Origin of the sequence: Neptunomonas qingdaonensis (assembly GCF_900113275.1) — a bacterium.
Taxonomy (GTDB): domain Bacteria; phylum Pseudomonadota; class Gammaproteobacteria; order Pseudomonadales; family Balneatricaceae; genus Neptunomonas; species Neptunomonas qingdaonensis.
On sequence record NZ_FOOU01000010.1, the window covers coordinates 112,714 to 125,838 of the forward strand.

Consider the following 13,125-nt stretch of genomic DNA (forward strand, 5'->3'; position numbering starts at 1 on the left):
AAGGAAGATAAATGATGAGTGAAAAAGCTGTGATTGCGCAAAAAGCGCCGTATGCTACAGATGTAGTGGCTGGAGAACGTTATCGCTGGTGTGCTTGCGGACAAAGTAAGCGACAGCCATTTTGTGATGGTTCACATAAAGGCAGTGGTATAAGACCTGTTTCCTTTACTGCAGAAAAGACAGAAACAGTATATTTGTGTGGATGTAAACAAACAAAGAACCAGCCTATGTGTGATGGGACTCATAAGTCTTTGTAAGCATTATTAAGCGGGACTGTTACGACTATTGTGAAGCAGTCCTTTGTGTATGAGTTTTTCAGGGAGGGGGTTCGATGCGTCTGAAGGTTCAGTTTGAAAGTAACGGACATAGGTTGGCAGGGCTGCTCGAAACCCCGGAAACAGCGATTCGTTGCTATGCACTGTTTGCACACTGCTTTACCTGCGGTAAAGATATTGCGGCCGCTTCGCATATTGCACGGGCGCTCACCGGAAAAGGTATTGCGGTACTCCGTTTTGATTTTACGGGGTTAGGTAATAGTGATGGCGATTTTGCGAATACGCACTTTTCATCCAATATTCAAGATCTGCTGGCGGCCACAGAGTTTTTGCGCCAGGAGTATCAGGCTCCTGCAATTTTGATCGGTCATAGCTTAGGCGGGGCTGCTGTACTGGCTATAGCTGCGGGGGTGCCTGAAGCACAAGCGGTGGTCACCATCGGGGCTCCGCATAATGCTAAACATGTGGTACATAATTTTGCAGCATCATTAGATGAAATTCATGCTAAGGGTGAAGCTGAGGTGTGTTTGGGGTCGCGTAAGTTTCTGATCAAAAAGCAGTTTATAGATGATATTGAGACGCATACGGATAATGATATTGGTAAATTAAAAAAAGCCTTATTAGTCATGCACTCGCCGCTGGATGAAATCGTACCTATTTCGGAAGCAGAAAAAATATATCGTAATGCCAAGCACCCTAAAAGCTTCGTAAGTCTGGATGATGCAGACCACTTGCTGACAAAAAAGAAAGACTCCGAATATGTGGCAGAAACGATTGCTGGTTGGGCCAGCCGTTATCTGCCTGAATCTGAAAATCATCATCTTGATGTTAAAAAAGGTCATGTGATGGTAGAAGAAAAAAATCATGTGTTCAGTCAGCATGTCAGCAGTGATAGTCATTATTGGTTAGCCGATGAACCAGTGGCTGTTGGCGGTGGAAATACAGGTCCTGATCCATATGAGCATTTGCTGGCGGGCTTAGGTGCCTGTACATCAATGACAGTGCGTATGTATGCATCCCGCAAAAAAATACCCTTACAGCACGTAAGAGTGGAACTGAGTCATAGTCGTAATCATTTTCGAGACTGTGAAAGCTGCGATGAAAAACCACAGGCAATCGAAGTGATAGAGCGTAAAGTAACCCTGCTGGGGGATCTCACTGAGGAACAGAGGCAAAAACTGTTGGAGATCGCCGATAAGTGCCCTGTACATAAAACCTTACACAGCAATCTTCAGGTAAAAACCCGGTTAATTGAACAGGAATGAGAGACTGGCAGGAGGCGTACTGGCTTCACTTAATAGAGCTTATAAGGAAGCCAGTACTGCACGTGTTTTATCCAAGGTGGTTATGAAAATCGGTTATGAAGCTCGGTTATGAAAAGTGTAGTTTCAATGACGCCAGCAAGCCTGCATAGATTGGGTTACAAAAGTCAGCGACCTCGTCAGGATCAGTAGAATCGAAAGATGATGACCATTCTACAAATGTACTGTTTGAATCAGTGACAGGTGATAATTTCACTTTGCCGATATAGTTTTGTACAGCGTCTTTAGCGACGGGGCCGGGACCATCATCAATACTGTAAGTGAAATTGAATTGTGAATTATCGATCGACAGCAGTGTTTCATGAAATGCATTGTTGAGCACACGTTGCGCACCAATTTCATCGCTATTTTTGCTGCCAACTTTGTCGGTCGACGTAACAACCGCTGAATCCCACGATAAATCATGAAAGTTTTTTATTGTTTGCCACACCCGTTCAATTGGTGCGTCGATGACTGTCGAATTATAACATTTACCCATTGTGTTCCCCTTTATTGGAATCGCGACCAGTTCTTATTATCATTATTGTCTTCAGATAACGAATATTTACTAAAACAGATAGAAGACAAGCTGTTGTGAAAGATTCAAGATGCTTTCACTGTATGTCAACGAACATAGCATAAGGTCGGCTGTTAATGCCTTAGCTCAGAAGTTTAATAGTGGGCCTTCTTTAGTACAGGGTGCCCTCAGATACATCTTCTGATTTTCATGAGAATAATTCCAGATTCAACTTCATATTCGTTTATTCTTCTTTATGACTACCAAATATCTTTTTAAGTTTATCTTTCATAAAAAATAAAATAACTCCAAATATACTGACCAGAAGGGCCTCCCAGAACTCAAGTAACTTGCTCCACAAGACGTTCAGTAACGTGAAGCCTTTTTCTTCAGCAACCCCACGCAGGTCGACACTAACGACAACATCCAGCGTTGCTGTTGTACGTGGAATAGGAGGGCCACTGCAGTCAGCGGTTTCAAATAGGTTAACATTGGCTCCCACCTTATAAGTGCCGGGTTTTTCAGGCGTGATTTGAAACCTGACTTCTGATCCCTGAGGATGTATTTTTATACATTGAGCCTCTTTGGGGGTGATAACAAACTCAGGTGCAAACGCCTCTACTTTCGCTGTTTCACCAACCGCCGGCAGCGAAGTACTATCGCTCGTCATGTTGGCTGGGAATTGAGGATCGAAGAGACTGCTGCCAATCCAGACTCTTAATTCGCCTACCGGTCCAGGTAGCGTTAATTCAGTGCTGGCGGCAACTTCAACCTTGTAGTCTTCCAGTGGAGAGGCTGGCCCAACAATGACAGGTGCTTCCATTACTGATGGTTCAAATGGAGGCGAGGGTGAAGGTGAGGGTATAGGTAATGGCGCGGCTTCTATTGCAACTGGCTCGGGGACTTGTGGTGGTGTTGCTTCGTCGGGGAGGGCAAGCCCTGCCGTTTCAGGTTTTTTGTCTACATCTTCGACAGGAGATATATCAGAATTATTGGGTGTTACTGTTCCATTGGATTTATTTTCTTCAGCTGATTCGTTAGCTTCCTGCGAGCAGGCTGATAAAAATATAATTATCCACACAAGCATTAAAGCTTGTAAGGTTGGTTGTGATAATTTGTACTGGGCTTGCATCAATAGACTCCTGTAGGGATGTTAATACTGAAGCGCATCCGTCATTATTTATGACCTTGCCAAGGCCTCCCGTTTTAGTTACCTCACACAGGCAATAGCCGGCCAGGAATTACCCAGCTCTGGCAATACCCGGTCATGCAATATAGGTTTCACCGCTTTCAAACTTTGTACGCACGATGGCAATTGGAAATACTGTTTTCAATTGATAGTGGGGTGTGTCCGGAAAGGATCGCCAGTTACCTCCCCATTCAAGGTGATCAGAAATACCGAATTCTGCGGCTTTTATGTAATCCTGATGGTTACTTGAGTAACCTCCATTGGCAGTGAAAATGCCGATATCCCAAGCGATGCCGAAGTTATGATTACTTCTGCCACCACGTGCTTTTGTAACAATAGGGCCGGGATTGTTGTATCTGCCTTGGCGATAAAGTTTGTTTTGCTCGTCGTAGGTGCGTGTGCCTGAAATCATCTTAGCGTTGATATTATTACTTAGGAGCCGGTTCATAAAATGTCTGGCTTCTCGTTGGGCTTTAAGAGCGAGAGTGCAGATGTGTTTTTCAGTTCGATGGTCAAATGCACCGATCTGTTCCTTTAGTGCATCAGATCGCTGGTAGAATTCAGTGGCTCCTTTTTCTGTGAATTTACCCCAAATGCCATCCAGTGCTTTGTTATACAAACCTTCTGTTTTTAAGAGGCGTTGAAAGAAAAGTACATCATCTCCAAATAGTCCATAACTCATGACGTTCTCCTTATAGCTTGTTTGTAGTAAGTAGTTCGGAGTCGGTAGTTCGGAATTTCAGGTTGTTATTTACCTGTTCGCTTCTATTTCTCCTGATAATAGATTAATAATCTGCTTAGCGACGACCTAAGGATGGCAGCGATGATATTGCCGTATTATCACTAAGCTGATTATTATAATTTTTCGATAATTGGTGTCTTGCTACCTTTATTGTGTGTTGATGAAAACATCTTTTTAATATATCCAAATAACAAATGCTTAGAATTTACCTTGTTATTATTTAAGCTTAAAGGGAGTGCTGTTGTCTAAGTTATTGAAATTTAGACTGTCTCTACTGGCGTTTGTTGTTGGTGCGCATTTTTTCAGATCGCATCGTGTTTGCAACACAGTGAGGGCATTATTTATAAATAATGAAGAATATAAATTTGAAGGCAAACAAAACTTTGCGTGTGAAATCCATTTTTTCATTGCATCACCTACCGCTTTATTATTGCTTTAGGTAGCTTGTGTTTTTTTGACTGGCGCTATTTCATAAGACAAATCTATACTCTTTTTTGATTTTTATAGCAAACGTTTGTTCGGATCTTGTTTTCATATTAGCTGAGAATTGTATTTATAATGGTTAATGTTCTTTCTGGATTTTCATTAATAACCAAATAAAATCAAAATGTTATATCACTGTTATTTTAGTTTTAAATTGGGTTATAGAGTTTTTCCGACGTGTTTTTGATGAAAATTGCTTATGATAATATTCAGTTTGGCAATCAGCGGTATAGACCTAATATGAATCAAAAAAAGAGGCAAAAGCCGGTGTGTGCTGCTGAATTGGATTTAGCACAAGGTGCCGTGTTAGTGATGTTTGGCAGTAAGACTTGTGGCGTGTGCAAAGTGATTTGGCCGCAGTTGCTGGCTGCACTGAAATCTCGCTGGCCTGAGCTGCAGTTTCGATATATAGATTGTGAGAATGATCCGCAATGCTGTGCTCAGAACAGTGTATTTTCACTCCCGGTGATTAGATTGTATTTTGATGGCCGACAATATCTTGAACGAATACAGGTCTTCAGCCTTGGGCCGTTTGTCGACGAGGTCGATCGTCTGTGTGAGCAATATGATTGGCCTGGCATTGACAGCTCTGGCATTGAAAGCTCAGGTACTGATCAGCAGTAACAGAGTACTCAACGTATAGCGACAGCGTGTTCCTGTCGCTATACGTAAGTCATCCTAACTAAATAGAACGGTTCCCACCGCATAACTGCCAGCAAATCCCAGTGTATAAGCCAGGAAGAGGTAAAAGCTGAAGCGCATATAGCTAATAAAAGTGACTTCCGCAATTTTGCTCATGGCAACGATACCGGCGGCTGAACCGATGATTAGTAACGAGCCGCCTACACCAACGCCATAGGTTAATGATAACCAGCTGGCTGGAGACATCTCTATATTAGCTTTCAACAAAGCGGCTGTGAGTGGCACGTTGTCTACCAGAGAAGAAAGTAAACCCATCACATAGTTTGCTTGTAACGGTGGCAGGGTGTCGTAGATTGTCACCAGATTATCAAGTACTCCGATCTCTTTTAACATGCCTACCAGGAGTAAAATACCCAGGAAGAATAGCAGCGTATCAAACTCGATTACGCGAATGTAATCGAGCATGTTTTCGCGATCATCTTCACGATAAAACAAGCGACCGATTAAAAACATCATGGACAAGCCAAAGAGGAAGGTTAGCACCGGCGGCACGCCTGCCAGTACGTTAAGGATAATGGTTGCCAGAATAGTAAAGAGGAATAACACGGCAATACTCATGCCTACCCGGTCATAACGGCGTTCGACACCCTTGATGACTAATTCTTCTTTTAGTCCAAACGAGAGGAGGCCAGCAAGAAACAATACACTGACAAAAGAGGGAAGGGAAAGCCAGAGTAAGTTTTGTATCGCCACTTTGTCAGCCAGGAATATCATCAGTGTGGTGACATCCCCGGTGATCAGAGAAACGCCTCCGGAGTTCACTGCAAAAACGACCATCACGGCGAACTTTAAGGTTTTCTTGGGCGGAAGCTTGAGGGATAGTACTAATGCCACAGATACCAGGGTAGCTGTGATGTTGTCTGATAACGAGGAGAAGACAAAGGAGAAAATCGCGACCATAAACAGTAATTTCTTTTCGCCAACTTTGGACGGCAAAAATTTATAGATGACACTTTCTATCAAGCCTTGATGGTTGAGAAAGGCGACAAAGGTCATGGCCGCCATCAGGAATAACCATAAGCTGGCAATTTCCAGTAGATTCTCGTTTAGCATGCCTTGAATCTGTTTCGGTGTTACACCATCTTCAGGAAAAACAAACAGTAATATCCACGCGAGTGTTCCAAGAAATAGAGTGGTTTTTGCTTTGTTGAGATGTAACACGTCTTCAAGCACAATCATAAAGAACGCGATGACAGCAATGATGATCAGAACAGTGTGCATCTGCACGACTCCACAAAGTTTAAGAGAGCAATATTTTAAGGGGCGTGCATAATATTCGCATTGATTAATTCGATATAAACGTTATATTTTTTCAATTTATTTACATAATGTGGCTTTGATAGTGCGATCTACAGGCTTTACCTGCATTGAATAATTCTCCGACATGGTACATTTATATCCTTCTTTGTGCGGATGGTAGTTTGTACACGGGTATTACAACGGATTGCGATAGGCGACTGAAGGAGCATAATGAGAGCCGCACTTTAGGTGCGAAATACACACGAACCCGGCGGCCGGTTACGATGGTGTGGCGTGAAGATGCTGGGAGCCGCTCTTTGGCCAGTAAGCGTGAATATGCCATCAAGCAACTATCCAGAGCTAAAAAGTTGGCACTTTTTGGCGGACTATAATCTGCTATCGGCTTTGATTGAGCGCTTAATGTGTCTTTGCAAGCGATGTATCAAAACAGATCTATTAATAAAATGTATGCTGAGTACGCCTAAGTGAATTAGGTCAGACAGCGATTACCACTTCGTGCTATGTCTCTTTGATGATAATAAGTGTTATGTTATATTATAACGTATTGTTTGTAATCAAGGTGTTGCTATGAGAATATTTAGGAAAATCCGTGTGAAAGCCCGTTCCCAGTGTGCGACATCGGTATTGGTTGCCGTGCTTTCATCCTTCATGCTGACCTCTTTAGTGCATGCCGGTCAGGCGCATGAGCATGGAGTGGTAACGCTTGATGCGGTAGTCGAAGAAAAATTGCTGGATGTGATGTTGATTACACCAGCGGTTAATGTTGTTGGCTTCGAACACGCCGCCGAAACTGAAGCGCAGAAAGCAGAGGTTATTCAGGCGATAAATTCGTTAAAGCAAGGTTATCAAATTATTCAGTTACCCCGTGCTGCTCTGTGCCTGTTGAAAGAAGCAGATGTTATCCAATCATTACTTGAATCGCAGCATGAGCATGAGCATGAAGAAGAGCACGGGCATGCGGATATTAGGGTTCATTATCAGTTCGTCTGCGCTAAACCCGAACAATTAACGGAAATCGCGGTCGGACTGTTTGATCAGTTTTCGATGGTTGAATCTGTTCGTTATCAGGTGGTGAGTCCAGCGGGACAGAAGGGTGGAACCTTGTTCTCTTCACGCGATGAAATTTTAATTCGCCAATAGCATATATAGGAATAAACATGGCAGCGGTAACGTTGGAACAGGTTACGTTTTCCTGGAAGTCAGGAACTCCTATTATTGATATAGCAAAATGTGAGATCAAAAGTGGTGAGCACATTTTTATACAAGGTCCATCAGGCAGTGGTAAAAGCACACTACTTAATTTGCTAACAGGACTGTTGCTGCCGGACTCTGGTGAAATACGAATTGCAGGTTGTTGTATCTCCTCGCTTTCATCATCGGAGCGAGACTGCTTTAGAGCTGACCATATAGGGTTTATCTTTCAGATGTTTAATCTGCTGCCGTACCTCTCTTTACGAGATAATGTCATGCTGGCGTGTCGCTTTTCTAATGTACGTAAGCAGCGTGCAATCGCGCAAGCGGGGAGTGTTTCGCAGGCGGCTGATCAGTTATTGCTCGAGTTGGGATTGGGGAAACAGTTACACCAGAGGCTGACTGTTGCAGAATTATCAGTGGGGCAGCAGCAACGTGTGGCGGTGGCGCGTGCTTTAATAGGCTCTCCTGATGTGTTGATTGCTGATGAGCCTACCTCGGCTTTAGATCGTACGACGCGTGACACCTTTATCCAGTTACTGCTTAAAGAGGTATCTCAACGCAACAGTACCTTATTGTTGGTAAGTCACGATGACACCTTGAGCCCCTTTTTTGATAGAACGCTTTCGTTGCAGCAGATTAATTGTGCTGGAGTAACGGATGCTATTTAACGTTGCGTTGGCGAGTAGCTGGAGCCGCCGTCACACTTTGTTTTTTATTGTGCTGACGATCGCCCTCAGTGTTGCGTTATTGATCGCTGTAGAAAAAATTCGGACAGAAGTGCGCGATAGTTTTAACCGCTCTGTTTCCGGCACCGATTTGATTGTTGGTGCCCGGGGTGGAGAGCTGCAATTGATCTTGTATTCTATTTTTCATATTGGTCAGGCTTCCAATAATATTAGCTGGGAAAGTTTCGAACTGATTAATAGTAATAAAAACGTTGCCTGGGCTGTGCCTATTTCCTTGGGGGATTCACATAAAGGTTTTCGTGTCGTGGGAACTTCATCAGGCTTTTTTACGCATTATCAAACGGGGCAGCAGCAATCACTGCTGTTTCAAAAAGGTAAGGCATTTAATGATCTGTTTGATGCGGTTATCGGGGCGGATGTGGCGCGACAACTTGGCTATCAGGTGGGCAGTCGTCTTACGCTTTCTCATGGGGTAGGTAGTGCCAGTTTTTCTCAGCATGATGATCGCCCATTTAGCGTGGCTGGAGTGTTGCGTTCGACAGGTACTCCTGTTGATCAATCGGTGTTTATTAGTTCCGAAGCCATTGTCGCCATTCATGACGGCTGGCAGTCGGGTAGCCGTATACCCGGACAGCAAATCTCTGTCGAGGAGGTGAGGAAAAAAGTACTGCAACCTAAAGAGCTGACAGCGATTTTATTGGGTATGAAGTCAAAATTAAGCACTTTTCATTTACAGCGCCAGATTAATAACTATAAAGCCGAGCCTTTACAGGCAGTATTACCGGGCGTGGCGTTACAGCAATTGTGGCAACTGATACGGGTGGCTGAAAATGCACTGCGCATAGTCTCCGGCTGTGTGGTGCTGGCAGGATTGATCGGTATGTTGGCCGTGTTGCTTACCAGTTTGGGGGCCCGCCGAAAAGAGATGGCTATTATGCGTGCCATTGGTGCCAGGCCATGGCACATTATCACTTTGCTGGTATTCGAATCTACATTGGTCAGCGCCATTGGAACCTTGCTTGGGGTGCTGCTGTCTGTTGGTTTGCTGATGTTGGCTCAGCCCGTATTAGAAACGCAATTTGGATTGTTTATTCAGTCGACAGGATTGTCGCTGGATGACGCGCCGTTGCTGGCAGGTGTTGTATTGGCGGGCGCAGCGACGGGATTATGGCCGGGTTATCGGGCTTATCAAATGACGGCCGCTGATGGGTTAACGCTACGATGCTAAAGATTCTTTCAGTATAGAGTTATTCAGTGCGTCGCTTTTAGTCAATAGGTTTTTTTAATAGAGAGTATGCCTGGGTACTCTCAATCAGGATGGATCAATGCAGATATTCCGCTTAGTTTTTATTGTGTTTGCCTCGTGTGTTGCATTGCTTGCTACCAATATTCACGCAGCTTACGAAGAGCTCAATGGTGAGAAACTAGAACAAATTGAGTGGGAGCAACTGATGCCTGCTGATTATTCGCTGGATGGCTTATTTGATGATCGCGATCTCGGGGCTCTCGATGATCTCGATCCTAAAGCGGCTTTGCTGATGGATCAACTGCAGCAAGCATTACAGTCGGCTCCTGTTGTGCCTCAAATGAACGGTAAAATGGTACGAATCCCGGGTTTTGTCGTTCCTGTCGAGAGCGAAGATCAAAAGGTGTATAGGTTTTTTTTGGTACCGTACTTCGGTGCCTGTATTCATGTTCCGCCGCCGCCATCAAATCAGATCATCTATGCGCATTACGAGCCGGGGGTTAAGGTAGAGAGCCTGTATGATGCTGTTTGGATTAGCGGAAAACTCAAAACTGAGACCTTCAGTCATGAGCTGGCTTCATCCGGTTACACTCTGGAAGTCTTTCGTATTGAGCCTTATGAAGAGTAGCGCAACGCACTTCTGGCATTGAGTGTTGATATTCTTATTTGTGTTACCTGAAACCGTTATTCTATTATCTAAAACCGCTATGCTGTAGGGAATAACGGGCTTATAATCGCCGCAAATTTCAACCCTGCCTTACGTTTTCAATGTGCAATCAAACTGATTGTGGGATAGTGACAATGACTTTATCGGGGACACAGTATTGAACGATGAACTTCAGCCTCAAGATGAGCTATTAGTTGCCGGTTGGCGGGAATGGGTTTCGTTGCCCGGTTTAGGTATAGGCTCTATTAAGGCAAAGATGGATACCGGTGCCCGAACGTCATGTTTGCATGCTTTTGAAGTAGAGGCGTTTGAGAAAAAAGGCAAGTCATGGGTCAGGTTTTCTATTCACCCCAATCAAAACGAGACTGATACGGTTATTCAGTGTGAGGCAAGGGTACTAGATTACCGCAAAGTGACAGACTCCGGTGGCCACAGTGAGTTACGTTATGTTATTCGAACCAATGTACATTTTGGTGATCATCAATGGCCTGCAGAGGTTACTCTAACTAATAGAGACAATATGAAGTTTCGTATGTTGATAGGGCGTACTGCCATGTCAGATCGTATCGTTATCAATCCAGCACTATCATTCCAGTTTGGGTTGACGGGAGTTAAAAAATGAAAATTGGTATTTTATCCAGAAACTCAAAGCTTTACTCCACTCGGCGTCTGATCGAGGCCTGTGAAGCAAGAGGGCATGAAACGAAGGTGATTGACGCATTACGCTGTTATATGAATATCAATTCAGAACAGCCTTCGATCCATTTTAAGGGTGAAGATTTAGTCGGCTTCGATGCGATTATTCCGCGTATCGGTGCTTCGGTTACTTTTTACGGATGTGCCGTCCTACGTCAGTTTGAAATGATGGGTGTTTACCCGGTGAATGAGTCGGTAGCCATTACCAGATCGCGTGATAAATTGCGCTCTATGCAATTGTTGTCACGAAAGAGCATCGGTATGCCCGTAACGGGCTTTGCCAGTAAACCGGATGATATAAAAGATCTGCTGGACATGGTGGGCGGCGCTCCCGTCGTTATCAAATTGCTCGAAGGTACGCAGGGTATTGGTGTTGTACTTGCTGAAACACGTAAAGCAGCAGAAAGTGTGCTCGAAGCTTTCATGGGACTCAAAGCGAATATCATGGTTCAGGAGTTTATTAAGGAAGCAGGCGGAGCGGATATCCGTTGTTTTGTTATCGGTGATAAGGTTATTGCCGCGATGAAACGCCAGGGTGCTGAAGGTGAGTTTCGTTCTAATCTGCACCGTGGTGGTAATGCATCGCTGATCAGAATTACACCTGAAGAGCGCAAAACAGCCGTCACTGCGGCAAAAGCGATGGGCTTGAGTGTGGCGGGTGTTGACCTTCTTCGTTCCAGCCGTGGGCCACTCGTGATGGAAGTTAACTCATCACCGGGTCTTGAAGGTATTGAAGCCGCAACGGGTAAGGATGTTGCGAGTATGATCATTGAGCATATCGAAAAGAGTGCTAAACCGCAGAGCACGACAACACGAGGTCGGGGATAGTTATTAATAGTTAGCTGTTAATCCCCTTTAATAGACCGCTCAATAGTCAATCCTCCCGATGCCTGTTGTTCTTCTCTGTGAGAAGAGCAACAGGATCTGCCTAAAAGCAGAATTTTTATACTGTTTGTAATAAAATCCTCTCTCATAGTGTTTCTGTTCTCCATATGGCTGGTTTTCTGACATGAATTATCCGACAACAAAATTGCCGAAAGTCGGCACAACTATTTTTACAGTTATGTCTCAGATGGCCGCCGAGTATAAGGCAATTAATCTGTCTCAGGGTTTTCCTGATTTTGATGGCCCTAAAAACTTGTTAGATGCCGTTGGGCAATATATTGCTCAAGGGGCTAATCAATATGCACCTATGACAGGTGTTCCGGCATTGCGTGAAGAAATCGCTAAAAAAGTGGCCATGCTGTATGGCAATACAGTCTCACCAGAAACAGAAGTGACGGTAACCTCCGGTGCCACAGAAGCGCTGTTTGCTGCGATTGCTGCTGTGGTCAGGCGCGATGATGAGGTGATAGTTTTTGATCCCGCTTATGATAGTTATGAGCCGGCGATTGAACTCAATGGAGGCGTAGCGGTTCATTTACAGTTGCAACCACCCGCTTTTCATATCAATTGGCAGCAGTTAAAAGATGCGATTACGCCGAAAACGCGGATGATAATCATCAATACACCGCATAATCCAACCGGTTCTGTTTTATCCGCTGAGGATTTAGAGCAGTTGGCAGAATTGGTGCGGGATACTGATATTTTGCTGTTGGGTGATGAGGTGTACGAACATATTGTCTTTGATGGCCATCAACACCATAGTTTACTCAGCCATCCTGAGTTATATCAGCGTAGTTTTGTGGTGTCCTCGTTTGGTAAAACGTACCACACGACCGGTTGGAAAGTTGGCTATTGTGTAGCGCCAGCAGCGTTGTCGGTTGAATTACGTAAAGTGCATCAATACCTGACTTTTTCTACATCAACGCCGATGCAGTTGGCGCTCGCCGATATTATGCGTGAACAGCCATCTCACTATCAGGCGCTGCCGGCATTTTATCAACACAAACGTGACCTGTTCAACACACTGATTGCACCCGGTAAATTTACTTTTACCGCGGCACCAGGTACTTATTTTCAGTTGGTGGACTACAGCAACATCAGTGATATGAATGACATCGACTTCTGCCAATGGTTAATTAAAGAGGTAGGTGTAGCGGCTATCCCTGTGTCTGTTTTCTGTAACACGCCACCGGAAATGCGCTTGATTCGTTTCTGTTTTGCTAAAGGTGATGAAACCTTGAAAAATGCTGCTGCCAGAATTGTGGCTATTTAGGAGAAAGGC

15 protein-coding genes are annotated in these 13,125 nt (G+C 44.3%); 11 read left to right on the forward strand and 4 right to left on the reverse strand.

Annotation, left to right across the window (positions count from 1 at the left end; all coding sequences use genetic code 11):
* Positions 1-11: 11 nt before the first annotated feature.
* Together BM099_RS14305 and BM099_RS14310 are read left to right on the forward strand one after the other, a co-directional pair.
* On the forward strand, positions 12-257 hold the full coding sequence (locus BM099_RS14305; protein WP_198064163.1) for a CDGSH iron-sulfur domain-containing protein: 246 nt from the start codon (positions 12-14) through the stop codon (positions 255-257).
* A gap of 74 nt (positions 258-331) precedes the next feature.
* Positions 332-1,540 carry a bifunctional alpha/beta hydrolase/OsmC family protein gene (locus BM099_RS14310; RefSeq protein ID WP_090728810.1) on the forward strand — a complete coding sequence of 403 codons (1,209 nt, stop codon included), beginning with the start codon at positions 332-334 and terminating at the stop codon, positions 1,538-1,540.
* Between the two features lie 106 nt (positions 1,541-1,646).
* Here the strand turns inward: BM099_RS14310 and BM099_RS14315 are convergent, their stop codons facing one another.
* From BM099_RS14315 to BM099_RS14325, 3 genes are all read right to left on the reverse strand, one after another.
* Positions 1,647-2,075: an SRPBCC family protein gene (locus tag BM099_RS14315; protein ID WP_090728811.1), complete on the reverse strand. Its 429-nt coding sequence runs from the start codon at positions 2,073-2,075 to the stop codon at positions 1,647-1,649.
* Between the two features lie 262 nt (positions 2,076-2,337).
* The gene (locus tag BM099_RS14320; RefSeq protein WP_090728812.1) at positions 2,338-3,225 is read right to left on the reverse strand and encodes a hypothetical protein; all 888 of its coding nucleotides are present in this window, start codon (positions 3,223-3,225) and stop codon (positions 2,338-2,340) included.
* Positions 3,226-3,358: 133 nt separating this feature from the next.
* Entirely contained in the window at positions 3,359-3,964 is a 606-nt protein-coding gene (locus BM099_RS14325) for a M15 family metallopeptidase (RefSeq protein ID WP_090728813.1), read from the reverse strand.
* A gap of 783 nt (positions 3,965-4,747) precedes the next feature.
* On the opposite strand from BM099_RS14325, the gene BM099_RS14335 reads away from it, so the two are divergent.
* Positions 4,748-5,131: a thioredoxin family protein gene (locus tag BM099_RS14335; protein WP_177201189.1), complete on the forward strand. Its 384-nt coding sequence runs from the start codon at positions 4,748-4,750 to the stop codon at positions 5,129-5,131.
* Positions 5,132-5,185: 54 nt separating this feature from the next.
* Here the strand turns inward: BM099_RS14335 and nhaD are convergent, their stop codons facing one another.
* Positions 5,186-6,430, reverse strand: coding sequence for a sodium:proton antiporter NhaD (gene nhaD, locus BM099_RS14340; protein WP_198064162.1), 1,245 nt, complete (start codon positions 6,428-6,430; stop codon positions 5,186-5,188).
* Between the two features lie 146 nt (positions 6,431-6,576).
* Between nhaD and BM099_RS14345 the strand changes: the two genes are divergently transcribed.
* From BM099_RS14345 to BM099_RS14380, 8 genes are all read left to right on the forward strand, one after another.
* Positions 6,577-6,840 (forward strand): GIY-YIG nuclease family protein, encoded by a 264-nt coding sequence (locus BM099_RS14345; protein WP_090728816.1) that lies wholly within the window; start codon positions 6,577-6,579, stop codon positions 6,838-6,840.
* 220 nt (positions 6,841-7,060) lie between these two features.
* Entirely contained in the window at positions 7,061-7,609 is a 549-nt protein-coding gene (locus tag BM099_RS14350; RefSeq protein WP_177201190.1) for a ZrgA family zinc uptake protein, read from the forward strand.
* Between the two features lie 17 nt (positions 7,610-7,626).
* On the forward strand, positions 7,627-8,331 hold the full coding sequence (locus BM099_RS14355) for an ABC transporter ATP-binding protein (RefSeq protein ID WP_090728818.1): 705 nt from the start codon (positions 7,627-7,629) through the stop codon (positions 8,329-8,331).
* Positions 8,321-9,577, forward strand: coding sequence for an ABC transporter permease (locus BM099_RS14360; protein ID WP_090728819.1), 1,257 nt, complete (start codon positions 8,321-8,323; stop codon positions 9,575-9,577). Before BM099_RS14355 ends, BM099_RS14360 begins: the two co-directional genes overlap by 11 nt.
* Positions 9,578-9,674: 97 nt before the next feature.
* Positions 9,675-10,223, forward strand: a complete 549-nt coding sequence (locus tag BM099_RS14365) for a DUF3299 domain-containing protein (protein WP_090728820.1) — start codon at positions 9,675-9,677, stop codon at positions 10,221-10,223.
* A gap of 196 nt (positions 10,224-10,419) precedes the next feature.
* A complete protein-coding gene (locus tag BM099_RS14370; protein WP_090728821.1) occupies positions 10,420-10,884 on the forward strand; it encodes an ATP-dependent zinc protease family protein in 465 nt (154 codons plus the stop codon).
* Positions 10,881-11,786 (forward strand): 30S ribosomal protein S6--L-glutamate ligase, encoded by a 906-nt coding sequence (rimK, locus tag BM099_RS14375; protein WP_090728822.1) that lies wholly within the window; start codon positions 10,881-10,883, stop codon positions 11,784-11,786. The genes BM099_RS14370 and rimK overlap by 4 nt, the downstream gene beginning before the upstream one ends.
* A gap of 181 nt (positions 11,787-11,967) precedes the next feature.
* Entirely contained in the window at positions 11,968-13,116 is a 1,149-nt protein-coding gene (locus tag BM099_RS14380; RefSeq protein WP_090728823.1) for a pyridoxal phosphate-dependent aminotransferase, read from the forward strand.
* Positions 13,117-13,125: the final 9 nt, after the last annotated feature.